11 protein-coding genes are annotated in these 19,119 nt (G+C 31.4%); 5 read left to right on the forward strand and 6 right to left on the reverse strand.

The genetic code is table 11. The annotated features are described in order from the left end of the window. The first annotated feature begins 20 nt into the window (after positions 1-20). Complete coding sequence (locus L8W57_RS02570) at positions 21-1,757, forward strand: motility associated factor glycosyltransferase family protein (protein ID WP_133319687.1); 1,737 nt, start codon at positions 21-23, stop codon at positions 1,755-1,757. 67 nt (positions 1,758-1,824) lie between these two features. Next, positions 1,825-3,705, forward strand: a complete 1,881-nt coding sequence (locus tag L8W57_RS02575) for a motility associated factor glycosyltransferase family protein (RefSeq protein ID WP_263661941.1) — start codon at positions 1,825-1,827, stop codon at positions 3,703-3,705. Between the two features lie 27 nt (positions 3,706-3,732). Here L8W57_RS02575 and L8W57_RS02580 read toward each other — a convergent pair whose 3' ends face one another. The 6 genes from L8W57_RS02580 to L8W57_RS02605 form a co-directional block, all read right to left on the reverse strand. Continuing rightward, positions 3,733-5,445, reverse strand: coding sequence for a flagellin A (locus tag L8W57_RS02580; protein ID WP_263661942.1), 1,713 nt, complete (start codon positions 5,443-5,445; stop codon positions 3,733-3,735). A gap of 203 nt (positions 5,446-5,648) precedes the next feature. After that, the gene (locus L8W57_RS02585) at positions 5,649-7,355 is read right to left on the reverse strand and encodes a flagellin A (protein WP_263661943.1); all 1,707 of its coding nucleotides are present in this window, start codon (positions 7,353-7,355) and stop codon (positions 5,649-5,651) included. Positions 7,356-7,558: 203 nt separating this feature from the next. After that, positions 7,559-9,265: a flagellin A gene (locus L8W57_RS02590; RefSeq protein ID WP_263661943.1), complete on the reverse strand. Its 1,707-nt coding sequence runs from the start codon at positions 9,263-9,265 to the stop codon at positions 7,559-7,561. A 203-nt stretch (positions 9,266-9,468) separates the two neighbouring features. Beyond that, positions 9,469-11,175, reverse strand: a complete 1,707-nt coding sequence (locus tag L8W57_RS02595) for a flagellin A (protein ID WP_263661943.1) — start codon at positions 11,173-11,175, stop codon at positions 9,469-9,471. Positions 11,176-11,378: 203 nt separating this feature from the next. Continuing rightward, positions 11,379-13,085 carry a flagellin A gene (locus tag L8W57_RS02600; protein WP_263661944.1) on the reverse strand — a complete coding sequence of 569 codons (1,707 nt, stop codon included), beginning with the start codon at positions 13,083-13,085 and terminating at the stop codon, positions 11,379-11,381. A 74-nt stretch (positions 13,086-13,159) separates the two neighbouring features. Continuing rightward, positions 13,160-14,872: a motility associated factor glycosyltransferase family protein gene (locus L8W57_RS02605; RefSeq protein ID WP_133319937.1), complete on the reverse strand. Its 1,713-nt coding sequence runs from the start codon at positions 14,870-14,872 to the stop codon at positions 13,160-13,162. A gap of 130 nt (positions 14,873-15,002) precedes the next feature. Here L8W57_RS02605 and topA point away from each other — a divergent pair, with 130 nt between their 5' ends. From topA to L8W57_RS02620, 3 genes are read left to right on the forward strand one after another with little or no spacing between them, the layout of a single operon-like run. Further along, a complete protein-coding gene (topA, locus tag L8W57_RS02610) occupies positions 15,003-17,087 on the forward strand; it encodes a type I DNA topoisomerase (protein ID WP_412175279.1) in 2,085 nt (694 codons plus the stop codon). After that, positions 17,087-17,923: a biotin synthase gene (locus L8W57_RS02615; RefSeq protein ID WP_263661945.1), complete on the forward strand. Its 837-nt coding sequence runs from the start codon at positions 17,087-17,089 to the stop codon at positions 17,921-17,923. The genes topA and L8W57_RS02615 overlap by 1 nt, the downstream gene beginning before the upstream one ends. Continuing rightward, complete coding sequence (locus L8W57_RS02620) at positions 17,904-19,082, forward strand: cation:proton antiporter (protein WP_133319939.1); 1,179 nt, start codon at positions 17,904-17,906, stop codon at positions 19,080-19,082. Before L8W57_RS02615 ends, L8W57_RS02620 begins: the two co-directional genes overlap by 20 nt. Positions 19,083-19,119: the final 37 nt, after the last annotated feature.

Raw genomic sequence — 19,119 nt, forward strand, 5'->3', positions numbered from 1 at the left:
AATAAAAATTTGGACTTTAAATGAATAAAGAATTATTTTTAAAAAACACCCAAGCTCTTTTTGAAGTAGATCAAATACTAGCTTATGAGTTGAGAAAAATCACTCAAAATCATAAATTTAAAATCATAGAAGATAAAATTTTTGATTTGCAAAATCAAGTTTTTTTAGATGAAAATCATTCTTTTGATTATGATAAATTTCAATTATATCCAGTATTATTTTTTTATGGTTTTGGCGATGGAAAATTTTTTATAGAACTTTTAAAAAATCAGAATTTAAAACATATTGTTATTTTTGAAGAAGAATTAGAAATTTTATATCTAGCTTTTCATATGATTGATTTTACCACACTTCTTAGAAAAGAAAAACTTATTTTGTTTTTTACACCAAATATCAACACCGCTCAACTTAAAGTTTTATTTAATTATCCGCAAATCAAACATACGCTGAAAATTTTCAATTTTCATTTTTATAATGATTTTTATATTAATTTTTATACACCCAATGCTCAAAATGTGATGCAAATTTTATTAAATCTCATAAAAACACTAATGCTTGCTCGTGGAAATGACCCAAAAGATGCTTTGCTAGGAATAAAACATAATATTATAAATTTAGAAAAAATCATCACTCATACACCTTTTAAAAATCTAATAAAAGATAGAAAAGCAAGAGCAAAAAATGCCATTATAGTTTCAACAGGTCCTTCTTTGATGAAACAACTTCCGCTTTTAAAAAAATACCAAGAAAATGTTGTGATTTTTAGTGCTGATAGCTCTTATATTATCTTAGCTAAAGAAGGAATTAAGCCTGATTATGTCTTTTCACTAGAAAGAGAAGATATGACTAGCGAATTTTTTAATAATGATTTTGGAGAATTTGATAAAAATATTTTATTTATCATAGCCTCTTTAACTCATCCTAAAACTATAGAATATTTAGAAAAAAACAATAGAAATTATATGCTTGTTTTAAGACCTTTGTTTTTTGAAAGCAAACTTGGCTTAAATGAATATGGTTTTTTGGGAAATGGCATGAGTGTTGCTAATATGGCTTATGAGTTAGCTGGAGCTTTAAGATTTGAAAATATTATTTTAATAGGGCAAGATCTAGCTTATAGTGATGATGGAAAGTCTCACCCAAAAGAACATTTATATGGTGATCAAGGAGATGAAGAAGTTGTTTATAAAACAATCTGTGCATATGGAGGCAATAAAGAAGTAAAAACACAACTCACATGGTATTTGTTTTTAAAAAGTTTTGAAAAAGATATAGCTCTAGCTAGAGATATATTAAAAATCAAAACTTATAATGCCACAGAAGGTGGGGCAAGGATAGAAGGGACTATAGAAAAACCTTTTAAAGAAATTTGTGAAGAGTTTTTAAAAGAAAAAATTGAAAAAAATATTATTTTAACAAAAGCAAAAAATCCACAAAAAAAACTAAAACAATGCAAAGAAAAACTCAACAAACAAATAAAACAAAGTGAAATTTTTATCAATGAATGTAAAAAAGCTATTAAGGATAAAAACTTAGAAAGATTAGAAAAACTAAGACTTAAGCTCCCAAAAAGTGATTTTTTTTCAGATATTTTACAAGCTAGATGCTTTCAAAATGAATGTGAGGTTTTAAAATACAAAGTTGAAAAAGAAAAAAATACAAAATCTTTCTTAGAACAACAAATCGATTTTTTTGATGAGATTATTTTATATCTTGAAAATTATAATAAAACTATAAAAGAAAATTTAAAACAATAACACATCAAATTTTTGATAAAAAACATAAAAAATGACGATATTATTTTTTTAATCAAAAAGGATAAAAATGAAAACAGAGATTTTTAAAAAAAATTTAAAAGCCTTAAAAGGAAGTGAATATCAAACACTAAAAAGAAAATTAGGTAGAATAAAAGAAGCTAAAGATTATATTTATGTTTTTGATAAAGATCCTTTAAATTGTAATATATGCTATAAAAATATAAAAAATTTATATATAAATCCTTTAAAAGAACTACAAGAAAAAATTGAGCTATTTAATAAAGAATACTTAAGATACCCTATACTTTTTTTCTATGGATTAGGCAATGGTATATTTTACAAAAGTTTGCTTGCAAATAAAGAACATAAAAGAGTTATTGTATATGAAAAAGACATTGAGTTAATATTTTTAGTTTTTAATATGATAGATTTTTCCAAAGAACTTTTAGAAGGTAGATTTATTTTAATCCATACAAAGGAATTTAACTATACAAAAGCTGATACATTGTGCTCTTTTTTAAATTTATTTTTAAAAACTTACACTCTACATATTCATTGCGAATTTTATGAAGAAAGACAAAAAGAAGAAATTAAAAACATAAATGATTTAAATTCCAAAGTTATTAAAAATATTGCTTTAAGAAGAGGAAATGATCCAATTGATGCTATGCAAGGCATAGAGCAATTTGTTCTAAATTTACCTAAAATGCTTACACATCCAAGTTTTAACGAATTTAAGAAAAAAAGATCAAATAAAAGCAAAAATGCTATATTGGTAGCCACTGGACCTTCTTTAAAAAAACAACTTCCTTTACTTAAAAAATATGCTAACAAAGCTACTATATTTTGTGCTGATAGCGCTTATCCTATCTTAGCAAAGGCAGGTATAAAACCTGATTATGTTTGTATGCTAGAAAGAGATGATGTGGTATCAAAATGCTTTGATAATGATTTTAAAGAATTTGATAAAGACATTACTTTTATTTTAGCTTCATTAGTATATAAAGATAGTATAAAATTTTTAGAAAAAAATAAAAGAAAATATATTTTAGTTTCAAGATCAATGCCTTTTGCTTATTCTTTAGGATTGCATGATTTTGGCTATGTAAGCGGTGGAATGAGCGTAGCACATTTAAACTATGAACTAGCACTTTTACTAGGACATGAAAATATCATCTTAATAGGACAAGATTTAGCTTATAGTGATGATGGACAAACTCATAGTGAAGGATTTTTACATGAAAGTTATCACGAAGGAGATTTTGAACGCGATCATGGAAAATTTGAAACCTTAGCTTATGGCGGAAAAACTTATGTGCAAAGTTCAGAGGTTTGGATATTATTTAAACAAATTTTTGAAAGTTTATTTCACAAACAAACAAAAGCAAAAATTTACAATGCCACAGAAGGCGGAGCAAGGATAGAAGGAACCATAGAAAAACCTTTTAAAGAAATTTGTAAAGAGTTTTTAAAAGATGAGGTAAAAAAACCTTTTCCAAAGCTAAATCCACCAAAACGCAAAGATAGCCAAGAGCTTATGCTAAAAGCTTACAAACAAATCAAACAAAATATAAAAGCTAATGAAAAATTCTTAAAAATTTGTAAAAAATTACATAAAGAATTAAACTATCAAAGCAAAACACACTATACTTTACATGAGTTAAATATAAAAATAGATCAACTAAAAGAGACTATAGAAAGTAATAAATACATTTTCTTAAGAGAAGTTTTAAGTCCTTCTTTATTTCATCTTGAAAGTAATTTCTCAAAAATCTATGTTAATCCTATGCACAATGATAGCGATAAACAAAATAAACTTGTTGCTTGGATTACAGCACATAAATCTTGGCTAGAAGAAATTAGCGAGTTAGCTTTAGTCCAAGAAAAAGCTTTAAAAATAGCCATCATACCTTTACAAGATATTTTAGAAAAAAGAAATTTAATATAAGGCGAAACTGCCTTATATTATTTGGATTTATTGTAAGAGTTTTAAAACATTTTGTTGCACAGCATTAGCCTGACTCATAGCATAAGATCCACTTTGAGCTAGGATGTTGTATTTAGAGAAATTTGCACTTTCTGCTGCAAAGTCTACATCTCTGATGTTTGATTCAGCTGATTTGATATTTACTTGGGTTACACTGATGTTATTTAGTGTAGCTGTGATTTGATTTTGCACCGCACCAATGTCAGCTCTAATGGCATCTAGATTTGCTGTAGCAGTTTCTACTATATCCATCACAGCCATAGCACCTTTAAGAGTAGTAACACCTGGAGTTTGATCATTAGCTGCTATTTCCATGCCACCAGCAGTATTAAAATTAGCAAATTGAGAAACCCCATTACCAGGACTTACTCCAAAAGCAGCTGAAAAAGCGGTTACAAAAGCTAAAGCATCAGTAGAGTTATATACTTTAGACATATCCTTACCACTTCCTACTGAAAAACCTGAGCCTTCACTCATACCACTACCTTGAGCACCCATAAAAGCAGAAACAGATGAAAATGTCACTATCATCTTACCACCGCCTTTATAAGCATTAAAGCCCATAGCATCAGCTACATTGGTGTCAATTCTACCCTTTGATTCTCTTAAAGATACAGAAGCTTGAGAGATCATATCAGTTGTACCCATACCTATAGTAGAAAGATTACTTCCTGATATTAATATATCTTTACCATCATTTTTGATTAAAGATAAACGACCATAATTTTCATAGTCTTTTTTCATAACTCCTGCTCCAGGACCCATACTACCATCTATTTTAATACCTCTACCATCTCTTGAGGTTAATACAAGTCTACCATTAGCATCTCTTGAAGCTTCTACCCCTGTGCTATCTTTAACTGAATTTATAGCAGCTACTAAAGAGCCATTTTGATCACTATCTTGATATTCTATTCTACCTATCTTCACTCCATTTATAGCAAAATCATCACTCGTAACACCAGCTTTTATAGGACCAACACCCGTAGTTTCAACTAAGAAATTTGCTCTAACACCTGTGATATCAGAAACTCTATTAATCTCTTCAGCTAAAGCACCAAGTCCTGTTCCTACTGAAGTAGAAATCACCACAGGTTGGAATTTAAAATCATCTACCCCATTATAATTTTTGATAGTAAGTTGAGCTATACCACTATCTTTAGCTTGTGAGCCTGTTTCAAACCTAGTTACACCTATTTTAGAACTTTGAGTTGGCCCTATACTAGCTTTTACGGTTTGATTTGACTGTGCACCTAGTTGGAATTCTTGATTTATAAAGTTTCCGCTTAAAAGTTGTTTGCCATTAAAAGCTGTGGTGTTAGCTATATTGTCAAGCTCTTCCATCAAACGATTAATATCAGCTTGAAGCATATTTCTTGTTTTAGTACTTTGTCCATCTTGTGCTGCTTGAGTAGCTTTTACTTTGATAGTATCTAAGATTTTAAGCTGCTCATCCATAGCCTTATCAGCTGTTTGTAAAATACCTATAGCATCATTACCATTATTTATTGCTTGACCTAAAGTTGCAGCTTGTGATCTTAAGCTATCTGCTATAGCCATACCTGAAGCATCATCTGCTGCAGAGTTGATTCTAAGACCTGAACTAAGTCTTGATAAAGACTTATCAAGCTCTCTTGCTGTGATAGTTGAATTTGCATGTGCATTCATTGCACCTATGTTGGTGTTTATTCTAAAACCCATTTTAAATCCTTTCAAAATATTGCTTAGAACTTTTAAAGCAATAAATGTTCCAAATTTTAAAGAGTTGTTTTAAAGAGTTGTTTTAAAGAGTTGTTTTAAAGAGTTGTTTTAAAGAGTTGTTTTAAAGAGTTGTTTTAAAGAGTTGTTTTAAAGAGTTGTTTTAAAGAAACACCTTGAATTTCAAGGTGTTTTGGATTTCCTAACTATTGTAATAATCTCATTACATTTTGTTGCACAGCATTAGCCTGACTCATAGCATAAGATCCACTTTGAGCTAGGATGTTATGTTTAGCAAAGTTTGCACTTTCTGCTGCAAAGTCTACATCTCTGATGTTTGATTCAGCTGATTTGATATTTACTTGGGTTACACTGATGTTATTTAGTGTAGCTGTGATTTGATTTTGCACAGAACCAATGTCAGCTCTAATTTTATCAAGGTTGGTAATAGCAGTTTCAGCTATATCCATCACAGCCATAGCACCTTTAAGCGTGGTAACGCCAGCTTCTTGATCTTTAGCTGCTATATTTGCCGATACAGCAAAGTTAGCAAATTGAGAAACCCCATTACCAGGACTTACTCCAAAAGCAGCTGAAAAAGCGGTTACAAAAGCTAAAGCATCAGTAGAGTTATATACTTTAGACATATCCTTACCACTTCCTACTGAAAAACCTGAGCCTTCACTCATACCACTACCTTGAGCACCCATAAAAGCAGAAACAGATGAAAATGTCACTATCATCTTACCACCGCCTTTATAAGCATTAAAGCCCATAGCATCAGCTACATTGGTGTCAATTCTACCCTTTGATTCTCTTAAAGATACAGAAGCTTGAGAGATCATATCAGTTGTACCCATACCTATAGTAGAAAGATTACTTCCTGATATTAATATATCTTTACCATCATTTTTGATTAAAGATAAACGACCATAATTTTCATAGTCTTTTTTCATAACTCCTGCTCCAGGACCCATACTACCATCTATTTTAATACCTCTACCATCTCTTGAGGTTAATACAAGTCTACCATTAGCATCTCTTGAAGCTTCTACCCCTGTGCTATCTTTAACTGAATTTATAGCAGCTACTAAAGAGCCATTTTGATCACTATCTTGATATTCTATTCTACCTATCTTCACTCCATTTATAGCAAAATCATCACTCGTAACACCAGCTTTTATAGGACCAACACCCGTAGTTTCAACTAAGAAATTTGCTCTAACACCTGTGATATCAGAAACTCTATTAATCTCTTCAGCTAAAGCACCAAGTCCTGTTCCTACTGAAGTAGAAATCACCACAGGTTGGAATTTAAAATCATCTACCCCATTATAATTTTTGATAGTAAGTTGAGCTATACCACTATCTTTAGCTTGTGAGCCTGTTTCAAACCTAGTTACACCTATTTTAGAACTTTGAGTTGGCCCTATACTAGCTTTTACGGTTTGATTTGACTGTGCACCTAGTTGGAATTCTTGATTTATAAAGTTTCCGCTTAAAAGTTGTTTGCCATTAAAAGCTGTGGTGTTAGCTATATTGTCAAGCTCTTCCATCAAACGATTAATATCAGCTTGAAGCATATTTCTTGTTTTAGTACTTTGTCCATCTTGTGCTGCTTGAGTAGCTTTTACTTTGATAGTATCTAAGATTTTAAGCTGCTCATCCATAGCCTTATCAGCTGTTTGTAAAATACCTATAGCATCATTACCATTATTTATTGCTTGACCTAAAGTTGCAGCTTGTGATCTTAAGCTATCTGCTATAGCCATACCTGAAGCATCATCTGCTGCAGAGTTGATTCTAAGACCTGAACTAAGTCTTGATAAAGACTTATCAAGCTCTCTTGCTGTGATAGTTGAATTTGCATGTGCATTCATTGCACCTATGTTGGTGTTTATTCTAAAACCCATTTTAAATCCTTTCAAAATATTGCTTAGAACTTTTAAAGCAATAAATGTTCCAAATTTTAAAGAGTTGTTTTAAAGAGTTGTTTTAAAGAGTTGTTTTAAAGAGTTGTTTTAAAGAGTTGTTTTAAAGAGTTGTTTTAAAGAGTTGTTTTAAAGAGTTGTTTTAAAGAAACACCTTGAATTTCAAGGTGTTTTGGATTTCCTAACTATTGTAATAATCTCATTACATTTTGTTGCACAGCATTAGCCTGACTCATAGCATAAGATCCACTTTGAGCTAGGATGTTATGTTTAGCAAAGTTTGCACTTTCTGCTGCAAAGTCTACATCTCTGATGTTTGATTCAGCTGATTTGATATTTACTTGGGTTACACTGATGTTATTTAGTGTAGCTGTGATTTGATTTTGCACAGAACCAATGTCAGCTCTAATTTTATCAAGGTTGGTAATAGCAGTTTCAGCTATATCCATCACAGCCATAGCACCTTTAAGCGTGGTAACGCCAGCTTCTTGATCTTTAGCTGCTATATTTGCCGATACAGCAAAGTTAGCAAATTGAGAAACCCCATTACCAGGACTTACTCCAAAAGCAGCTGAAAAAGCGGTTACAAAAGCTAAAGCATCAGTAGAGTTATATACTTTAGACATATCCTTACCACTTCCTACTGAAAAACCTGAGCCTTCACTCATACCACTACCTTGAGCACCCATAAAAGCAGAAACAGATGAAAATGTCACTATCATCTTACCACCGCCTTTATAAGCATTAAAGCCCATAGCATCAGCTACATTGGTGTCAATTCTACCCTTTGATTCTCTTAAAGATACAGAAGCTTGAGAGATCATATCAGTTGTACCCATACCTATAGTAGAAAGATTACTTCCTGATATTAATATATCTTTACCATCATTTTTGATTAAAGATAAACGACCATAATTTTCATAGTCTTTTTTCATAACTCCTGCTCCAGGACCCATACTACCATCTATTTTAATACCTCTACCATCTCTTGAGGTTAATACAAGTCTACCATTAGCATCTCTTGAAGCTTCTACCCCTGTGCTATCTTTAACTGAATTTATAGCAGCTACTAAAGAGCCATTTTGATCACTATCTTGATATTCTATTCTACCTATCTTCACTCCATTTATAGCAAAATCATCACTCGTAACACCAGCTTTTATAGGACCAACACCCGTAGTTTCAACTAAGAAATTTGCTCTAACACCTGTGATATCAGAAACTCTATTAATCTCTTCAGCTAAAGCACCAAGTCCTGTTCCTACTGAAGTAGAAATCACCACAGGTTGGAATTTAAAATCATCTACCCCATTATAATTTTTGATAGTAAGTTGAGCTATACCACTATCTTTAGCTTGTGAGCCTGTTTCAAACCTAGTTACACCTATTTTAGAACTTTGAGTTGGCCCTATACTAGCTTTTACGGTTTGATTTGACTGTGCACCTAGTTGGAATTCTTGATTTATAAAGTTTCCGCTTAAAAGTTGTTTGCCATTAAAAGCTGTGGTGTTAGCTATATTGTCAAGCTCTTCCATCAAACGATTAATATCAGCTTGAAGCATATTTCTTGTTTTAGTACTTTGTCCATCTTGTGCTGCTTGAGTAGCTTTTACTTTGATAGTATCTAAGATTTTAAGCTGCTCATCCATAGCCTTATCAGCTGTTTGTAAAATACCTATAGCATCATTACCATTATTTATTGCTTGACCTAAAGTTGCAGCTTGTGATCTTAAGCTATCTGCTATAGCCATACCTGAAGCATCATCTGCTGCAGAGTTGATTCTAAGACCTGAACTAAGTCTTGATAAAGACTTATCAAGCTCTCTTGCTGTGATAGTTGAATTTGCATGTGCATTCATTGCACCTATGTTGGTGTTTATTCTAAAACCCATTTTAAATCCTTTCAAAATATTGCTTAGAACTTTTAAAGCAATAAATGTTCCAAATTTTAAAGAGTTGTTTTAAAGAGTTGTTTTAAAGAGTTGTTTTAAAGAGTTGTTTTAAAGAGTTGTTTTAAAGAGTTGTTTTAAAGAGTTGTTTTAAAGAGTTGTTTTAAAGAAACACCTTGAATTTCAAGGTGTTTTGGATTTCCTAACTATTGTAATAATCTCATTACATTTTGTTGCACAGCATTAGCCTGACTCATAGCATAAGATCCACTTTGAGCTAGGATGTTATGTTTAGCAAAGTTTGCACTTTCTGCTGCAAAGTCTACATCTCTGATGTTTGATTCAGCTGATTTGATATTTACTTGGGTTACACTGATGTTATTTAGTGTAGCTGTGATTTGATTTTGCACAGAACCAATGTCAGCTCTAATTTTATCAAGGTTGGTAATAGCAGTTTCAGCTATATCCATCACAGCCATAGCACCTTTAAGCGTGGTAACGCCAGCTTCTTGATCTTTAGCTGCTATATTTGCCGATACAGCAAAGTTAGCAAATTGAGAAACCCCATTACCAGGACTTACTCCAAAAGCAGCTGAAAAAGCGGTTACAAAAGCTAAAGCATCAGTAGAGTTATATACTTTAGACATATCCTTACCACTTCCTACTGAAAAACCTGAGCCTTCACTCATACCACTACCTTGAGCACCCATAAAAGCAGAAACAGATGAAAATGTCACTATCATCTTACCACCGCCTTTATAAGCATTAAAGCCCATAGCATCAGCTACATTGGTGTCAATTCTACCCTTTGATTCTCTTAAAGATACAGAAGCTTGAGAGATCATATCAGTTGTACCCATACCTATAGTAGAAAGATTACTTCCTGATATTAATATATCTTTACCATCATTTTTGATTAAAGATAAACGACCATAATTTTCATAGTCTTTTTTCATAACTCCTGCTCCAGGACCCATACTACCATCTATTTTAATACCTCTACCATCTCTTGAGGTTAATACAAGTCTACCATTAGCATCTCTTGAAGCTTCTACCCCTGTGCTATCTTTAACTGAATTTATAGCAGCTACTAAAGAGCCATTTTGATCACTATCTTGATATTCTATTCTACCTATCTTCACTCCATTTATAGCAAAATCATCACTCGTAACACCAGCTTTTATAGGACCAACACCCGTAGTTTCAACTAAGAAATTTGCTCTAACACCTGTGATATCAGAAACTCTATTAATCTCTTCAGCTAAAGCACCAAGTCCTGTTCCTACTGAAGTAGAAATCACCACAGGTTGGAATTTAAAATCATCTACCCCATTATAATTTTTGATAGTAAGTTGAGCTATACCACTATCTTTAGCTTGTGAGCCTGTTTCAAACCTAGTTACACCTATTTTAGAACTTTGAGTTGGCCCTATACTAGCTTTTACGGTTTGATTTGACTGTGCACCTAGTTGGAATTCTTGATTTATAAAGTTTCCGCTTAAAAGTTGTTTGCCATTAAAAGCTGTGGTGTTAGCTATATTGTCAAGCTCTTCCATCAAACGATTAATATCAGCTTGAAGCATATTTCTTGTTTTAGTACTTTGTCCATCTTGTGCTGCTTGAGTAGCTTTTACTTTGATAGTATCTAAGATTTTAAGCTGCTCATCCATAGCCTTATCAGCTGTTTGTAAAATACCTATAGCATCATTACCATTATTTATTGCTTGACCTAAAGTTGCAGCTTGTGATCTTAAGCTATCTGCTATAGCCATACCTGAAGCATCATCTGCTGCAGAGTTGATTCTAAGACCTGAACTAAGTCTTGATAAAGACTTATCAAGCTCTCTTGCTGTGATAGTTGAATTTGCATGTGCATTCATTGCACCTATGTTGGTGTTTATTCTAAAACCCATTTTAAATCCTTTCAAAATATTGCTTAGAACTTTTAAAGCAATAAATGTTCCAAATTTTAAAGAGTTGTTTTAAAGAGTTGTTTTAAAGAGTTGTTTTAAAGAGTTGTTTTAAAGAGTTGTTTTAAAGAGTTGTTTTAAAGAGTTGTTTTAAAGAGTTGTTTTAAAGAAACACCTTGAATTTCAAGGTGTTTTGGATTTCCTAACTATTGTAATAATCTCATTACATTTTGTTGCACAGCATTAGCCTGACTCATAGCATAAGATCCACTTTGAGCTAGGATGTTATGTTTAGCAAAGTTTGCACTTTCTGCTGCAAAGTCTACATCTCTGATGTTTGATTCAGCTGATTTGATATTTACTTGGGTTACACTGATGTTATTTAGTGTAGCTGTGATTTGATTTTGCACAGAACCAATGTCAGCTCTAATTTTATCAAGGTTGGTAATAGCAGTTTCAGCTATATCCATCACAGCCATAGCACCTTTAAGCGTGGTAACGCCAGCTTCTTGATCTTTAGCTGCTATATTTGCCGATACAGCAAAGTTAGCAAATTGAGAAACCCCATTACCAGGACTTACTCCAAAAGCAGCTGAAAAAGCGGTTACAAAAGCTAAAGCATCAGTAGAGTTATATACTTTAGACATATCCTTACCACTTCCTACTGAAAAACCTGAGCCTTCACTCATACCACTACCTTGAGCACCCATAAAAGCAGAAACAGATGAAAATGTCACTATCATCTTACCACCGCCTTTATAAGCATTAAAGCCCATAGCATCAGCTACATTGGTGTCAATATTGCCTTTTGACTCTCTTAAAGATATAGAAGCTTGAGAGATCATATCAGTTGTACCCATACCTATAGTAGAAAGATTACTTCCTGATATTAATATATCTTTACCATCATTTTTGATTAAAGATAAACGGCCATAGTTTTTATAATCTTTTTGCATTATACCTGCTCCAGGACCCATGCTACCACCTATTTCTATACCTCTACCATCTCTTGAGGTTAATACAAGTCTACCATTAGCATCTTTAGAGGCTTCTACTCCTGTAGTATCTTTAACTGAGTTAATTGCTGAAATCAAGGCTCCATTTTCATCGCCATCTTTATACTCAACCTCGCCAATTCTTACTCCATTAATAGAAAAATCTTGACTAGTTTTTCCTGCTTTAATATTACCAACACCCGTAGTTTCAACTAAGAAATTTGCTCTAACACCTGTGATATCAGAAACTCTATTAATCTCTTCAGCTAAAGCACCAAGTCCTGTTCCTACTGAAGTAGAAATCACTACAGGTTGGAATTTAAAATCATCTATACCATTATAATTTTTGATAGTAAGTTGAGCTATACCGCTTTCTCTTGACATAGAACCTGTTTCAAATCTAGTTACACCTATTTTAGAGCTTTGAGTTGAACCAATACTTGCTTTAATAGATTGATTTGACTGCGCACCTACTTGGAATTCTTGATTTACAAAACCACCACTTAATAACTGCTTTCCGTTAAATGAAGTTTGATTTGCAATATTATCAAGTTGCTCCATCAAACGATTAATATCAGCTTGAAGCATATTTCTTGTTTTAGTAGTTTGCCCATCTTGTGCTGCTTGAGTAGCTTTTACTTTGATAGTATCTAAGATTTTAAGCTGCTCATCCATAGCCTTATCAGCTGTTTGTAAAATACCTAAAGCATCATTACCATTACTTATAGCTTGACCTAAAGTATTAGCTTGCGATCTTAAGCTATCTGCTATAGCCATACCTGAAGCATCATCTGCTGCAGAGTTGATTCTAAGACCTGAACTTAATCTGCTTAGAGAGTTATCTAATGCTCTTGAGTTTAAATTTGCGTTGTTTTGAGCATTTAAAGATGCCACATTAGTATTTATACGAAATCCCATTTTAAATCCTTTTAAATAAATTCAACCGCTTCCATGCAGTTGTTTAAGCTATATCGAAAAAATGATAAAAAAATTTATACTTTTAATATATTTTTATATTCATTTATAGAATTTTCCATACTTGCTAGACTTAATGCTGTAAATTCTAAAAATATTTTTAAAAAATCTGCATAACTTGATAAAGCATTTTGAGACTCTTGATATAAACTCACATTAAAAAAGCCCCTATGATAAAATAATGGTTTATACATAAAACTTTGTAAAATTTTTGCATTATCTAATAAATCATTAAAATCAAAAATAGATTCTGATACTTGCTCATCAAAAACTGCATTTTGATTTTGTAAAATTGCTAAAAGATCTTTTGCTTTTTGATGTAAAGCATTTAACTCTAAATAATCTTTTTGTAAAATTTCCAAAGATTTTTTTAATAATTTTTCTTGCCTATTAATACTTAAAACATTTGGAAATACATAATCTTGTTTTTTATCTTTATATAGTGCTAAAACCTTTTCAAAAGGTATCTCTATGGTATAATCTATAAAAGCTCCACCTTCTGTGGCATTATAAAATTTAACATCAGGATGAGATACAAATAAAACTTCCAATCTTTTTCTAAATTCATCCCAGCCTATATGAGTTTGAATAAAACCTTGCTTATTATAAGCTAACACTTGAAGTTTTTCTGCTTTATGCTCAGCTTCTTCTACATTATGAAATGTAAAAACTTCTGGGTTAGCATGCGATTTCCCATCATCACTAAAAGCCAAATCTTGTCCTATCATGATTACATTAGTAAATCCCAAAGCTATAGCAAAATTATAAGCAAAATGAGCCACATTGATACCAATATCTAAATAACCAAAATCATTTAAATTAAATTTTTGTTGATAATCTAAATTTTTTAAAATAAAAATTTTTGGATTTTTATTTTCTAAAATTTGCATTAAAGCTTTATCTACAGCAGCATTTATAATATAAATGGGTTCTTTTTTACTTTGTGGTAAATTTTCATAAAAACTTGCACATTCTTCGTAAATATCCATAGAAAAAACAAAATCAGGATAAATTTCATTCTTAAGTAAAGTCTTATAAGTAGCATCTAAAGCAAATATCACATAATCATCTTGACAAGTTTTTAAAAGCTTAAGTTGTTTATTTAAAGAAGGACCTGCGCACACCACAATAACACTTTTATTTCTTCCTTTATTTTCATAAATAAATCTTTGAAAAGGAATGTTTTTTAAGACTAAAGGTATGTTAGATAAAAATTGTTTATAAATTTTAGCATCCATAGTAAAACTTGTATCAACATTTCCCACCACTCTTTTTATCACATCTAAACATTTGTGATACACAAAATCAAATATAGGGCTTTTGTTATAAAATTCACTATAAGGTAAAAGTTTAAAAAGCCCTAAATACTCAAAACAATCTTTTTGTGAAAAAAGCAAAACAAGATACTCTTCTAATCTTTTCTCTTCTACATCACAAAGATATATTTTTCCGCTTGAAAGCTCTTGACTTAAATCCATCTTGCTTAAAACATTAGCAAAAAATTCTGCTTTATCAAAAATAAAAATGTGTTTATTAATAAGTTTTTTTAAAAAAAGCCCATCTCCTATACCGCAAAAAAATATATTAGGTTTTATTAAATCATCTTTTGAGGGCACAAAGGGTGTTTGACTTGGAAAGATGTCGATAAATTCTTCTTTTAAAGATAGAATTTTTTTTTGTAATGGTTTATTGGTAAATTCTAAAGCTTGTAAGTTTTTTTGCAAAAACATTTTATATCCTATGAAATTAAATTATAGAAAATTATATCATTAATTGCATTTTATTTAAAAATCCATCTAAGCAAAAAATTTAACTTTTTTTTATACACTTTTACTAATTTTAATCCTTATAAGGAAAATAATGAAAAATTTAATCATAGTAGAATCACCTGCTAAAGCTAAAACCATAGGTAATTTTCTAGGTAAAGACTATGAAGTAATAGCTTCTAAAGGTCACATTAGAGATTTACCTAAAACTAGCTTTGGTATAAAAATAGAAGATGAAAATTTTAAACCAGAATATAGAATTTCAAATGATCATTCAAGTTTAGTAAAAGAACTCAAAGAAAAGGCTAAAAAAGCTAAAACCATCTACCTTGCAACCGATGAGGATCGTGAGGGTGAAGCCATAGCTTATCATATAGCTAAGGCTATTAATAAAGATGAAAATTCCCTGCCACGCATAGTTTTTCATGAGATTACTAAAAGCGCTATAGAAAATGCTTTAAAAAACCCAAGATCTTTAAATGTAAATAGCGTCAATGCTCAACAAACTAGACGCTTACTTGATCGTATAGTAGGCTATAAATTAAGTCCTTTACTAAATCAAAAAATCCAAAAAGGCTTAAGTGCAGGGCGTGTGCAAAGTGCGGCTTTAAAAATCATCGTCGATAGAGAAAGAGAAATAAAAGCTTTTATTCCTTTAAAATACTTTAGTATAGATATGATTTTTGAAAAAGACTTGCAAGCTGAATTAGTCGAATTTCAAAATCAAAAGATAGAAAAACTAAGTCTAACTAACGAAGATAGAACCAAACTCATCTTTGAAACTTGCAAAAATGCTAACTTTAAAATAAAAGATATAGAAAGTAAAGATAGAAAAATAGCTCCACAAGCACCTTTTATGACTTCAACCCTGCAACAAAGCGCGAGCAATCGCCTAGGTTTTAACCCTAAAAAAACCATGATAATTGCTCAAAAACTTTACGAGGGTGTAAAAACCCATCAAGGTATTATGGGTGTGATTACTTATATGAGAACTGACAGCTTAAACATCGCAAAAGAAGCTTTAGAAGAAGTAAGAAAACTCATCAAAAATGATTTTGGCAAAGAATACTTACCAAGTAAAGCAAATATTTATACCACTAAAAGCAAAGGCGCTCAAGAAGCACACGAAGCTATAAGACCGACTAATCTTAGCTTTACGCCAAAACTTGCAAGTGAATTTTTAGAAAAAGATGAAGCAAGATTATATACTTTAATATATAATCGCTTTTTAGCTTCACAAATGAATCCTGCTATATCTCAAACTCAAAATGTCTATGCAAAATCAAATGAAGCAAGTTTTAAAATAAGCGGTAGAAAAATTTTATTTGATGGGCATTATAAAGTATATGGAGATATGGATAAAGATAAAATTTTACCTAATTTAAAACTAGAAGATATACTAAATATACAAAATATAGAATTAAACTCGCATTTTACCGAGCCACCTTCAAGATATTCTGAAGCTGGGCTTGTTAAAAAGTTAGAAAATCTTGGCATAGGACGCCCTTCTACTTATGCTCCAACCATCTCTTTACTTAGTACAAGAGAATATGTGCGTATAGATAAAAAGCAAATCATACCTAATGAAATAGCCTTTGTTGTAACAGAAGTTTTAGAACAAAACTTTAGCGATATAGTAGATAGTGATTTTACTTCTAAAATGGAAGATAAACTTGATATCATTGCAGAAGGCAAAATGGACTGGCAAGAAGTTTTAAGAGAGTTTTATTTTCCTTTTATGAGAAAAATTGATGAAGGTAAAAAAAATATAAAAAGCCAAAAAACTTTCACAAAGCTAGATGAAACCTGCCCTGATTGTGGTGGAGAGCTTGCTATAAGAAAAGGAAGATATGGAGAATTTATAGCTTGTTTAAATTTTCCAAAATGTAAATACTCAAGAAATTTAAAACAAGAAACACAAAACGAAGAAAAAAGCGAGAAAAAACTCAATACCATAGGCGTGAAATGCCCAAGCTGTCAAGAAGGTGAGATCGTGGAGCGTTTTTCTAAGCGTGGTAAATTTTATGGATGTAGTGCTTATCCAAAATGCAACTATATAAGTAAATACAAACCAAGTGAAGAAAAATGTAGCAAATGTGGCGAAACTTTGATTATCAAAGAGCTTAAAAAAGGCACATTTTTAGAGTGCTTAAAATGCAAAATCAAAAAGGAAATCTAATGCAAATTATGCTTTGTGCTATATCTAATATAGCAAGTGGAGGGTGCGGAGAAGATTGTAAATACTGCACTCAAAGCGCTCATGTAAAAACTAATATCAACAAATATAAAAGAAAAGATATAGATCAAATTGTTTTAGAAGCTAAAATGGCTAAGAAAAATGAGGCTTTAGGTTTTTGTTTAGTTACAGCAGGTGCTGGAATTGATGATGAAAAACTTGAGTATGTGTGCAAAGTAGCTCATGCGGTGCAAAAAGAAGTAGAAGGACTTTTACTCATAGCTTGCAATGGCATAGCAAATTTAGAACAACTCAAAGAATTAAAAAAAGCAGGAATTTTTTCTTATAATCATAATCTAGAAACTTCTAAAGAATTTTTTCCAAACATATGCTCTACGCATACTTGGGAGCAAAGATTTCAAACTAATCTTTATGCTAAAGAAGCAGGTTTAATGCTTTGCTGTGGCGGAATTTATGGTCTTGGAGAAAGTGAAGCTGATAGAAAAAGTTTTAGAACAAGTTTAAAAGAGCTTGATCCTTTTTCCTCGCCTATTAATTTTTTCATACCAAATGAAAATTTAAAGCTCAAGCAAAACTTATTAAATGCTGACGAGGCGTTAAATATCATCAAAGACACTAAAAAAGACTTACCAAATGCACATATCATGGTAGCAGGTGGTAGAGAAGTAGTTCTAAAAGAAAGACAATATGAAATTTTTGACGCAGGAGCTAGTGCTATAGTAGTAGGTGATTATCTTACAACTAAAGGCGAAGAACCTAGCAAAGATATACAAAAACTAAAACAAATGGGATTTAGCTTTGCTAGCTCATGCCATTGATGCTCAAGCTGCTACGGATTTAAAAATTTTATTAGTCGTAGCAGGATGTTTGCTTACATCACCTTATATTGCTAAATTTTTAAAACTCCCACTTTCAGCCACTGAAATTATGCTTGGCTCTTTTATAGGATTTTTAGGTTTTATAGGAGAAAGTGAGAATTTTAAGCTTTTGGCTAATGCAGGATTTTACTATCTTATGTTTATAGCAGGGATGGAAATCAATCTTAAAACCTTTTTAAAAACCGAAAGAAGCTTACTTAATAAAGCTTTTATTTACATCATACTTTTATATGTTTTTAGCGTTTTAGCGGTTGAAAGTATAGATATTTCTTATATTTTTGTCATTATCATACCTGTTATGAGTGTAGGTTTGCTCTCAACGCTTTATAGAGATTTTGGTAAAAACTGTGAGTGGCTAAATGTATCCATGGTGGTAGCCACTTTAGCTGAAGTTGTGAGCATAGTTTTACTTACCATAGCTGCAGCATTTTTGGGAAAAGGTGCTGATCTTTTCTCACTCACTCAAAATTTATTATACCTAGTGGGATTTTTAGCACTTTGTATTTTTGGATTTAAATTTTTAGAAGTGCTTTTTTGGTGGTATCCACAACTTAAAACTATACTCATGCCTTGGCAAGATCAAAATGAAAAAGATATAAGATTTTGCATGGCAATTTTCATAGCCATAGTTGCGATTATGATTTATTTTAAACTTGAAGTTGCACTTGGAGCTTTTATAGCTGGTTCATTTATAGCTACTTTTTTTGATCATAAAAAAGACTTAGAGCATAAACTTTCTAGTTTTGGTTATGGCTTTTTAATCCCTATATTTTTCATTTATATAGGTTCAAGCTTTAAACTCCAAATGCTTTTAAACCCTCAAGTTTTAATCATAGCTTTTTCACTAACTATCTTTATGATAGGACTAAGAATACTTTGTGCTATGACTTTTGTAAAAATACTTGGTTTAAAAAATACCTTTTTATTTGGCTTAAGCCATTCTATGCCACTAACCTTACTTATCGCAGTAGCTACGCTTTCTTATCAAACTAATATTATCACTCAAGATATATACTCAGGATTAGTGCTTACTGCTTTACTTGAAGCAATTTTAGCTATTAGCTTAATAAAATTTATCAATAATCTTAGTAGAAAATGACTCTACTAAGTATTTATTTTCACTCGCTATAATTTTC

This window comes from Campylobacter sp. IFREMER_LSEM_CL1890, assembly GCF_025772045.1.
Taxonomy (GTDB): domain Bacteria; phylum Campylobacterota; class Campylobacteria; order Campylobacterales; family Campylobacteraceae; genus Campylobacter_D; species Campylobacter_D lari_D.

Excerpts from the sequence above, each read along its gene's own strand:
- topA (WP_412175279.1), top strand. The coding sequence starts at position 15,003 with ATGAAAAATTTAATCATAGTAGAATCACCTGCTAAAGCTAAAACCATA.
- L8W57_RS02585 (WP_263661943.1), bottom strand. The coding sequence starts at position 7,355 with ATGGGTTTTAGAATAAACACCAACATAGGTGCAATGAATGCACATGCA.
- L8W57_RS02570 (WP_133319687.1), top strand. The coding sequence starts at position 21 with ATGAATAAAGAATTATTTTTAAAAAACACCCAAGCTCTTTTTGAAGTA.
- L8W57_RS02590 (WP_263661943.1), bottom strand. The coding sequence starts at position 9,265 with ATGGGTTTTAGAATAAACACCAACATAGGTGCAATGAATGCACATGCA.
- L8W57_RS02575 (WP_263661941.1), top strand. The coding sequence starts at position 1,825 with ATGAAAACAGAGATTTTTAAAAAAAATTTAAAAGCCTTAAAAGGAAGT.
- L8W57_RS02600 (WP_263661944.1), bottom strand. The coding sequence starts at position 13,085 with ATGGGATTTCGTATAAATACTAATGTGGCATCTTTAAATGCTCAAAAC.
- L8W57_RS02615 (WP_263661945.1), top strand. The coding sequence starts at position 17,087 with ATGCAAATTATGCTTTGTGCTATATCTAATATAGCAAGTGGAGGGTGC.
- L8W57_RS02605 (WP_133319937.1), bottom strand. The coding sequence starts at position 14,872 with ATGTTTTTGCAAAAAAACTTACAAGCTTTAGAATTTACCAATAAACCA.
- L8W57_RS02580 (WP_263661942.1), bottom strand. The coding sequence starts at position 5,445 with ATGGGTTTTAGAATAAACACCAACATAGGTGCAATGAATGCACATGCA.
- L8W57_RS02595 (WP_263661943.1), bottom strand. The coding sequence starts at position 11,175 with ATGGGTTTTAGAATAAACACCAACATAGGTGCAATGAATGCACATGCA.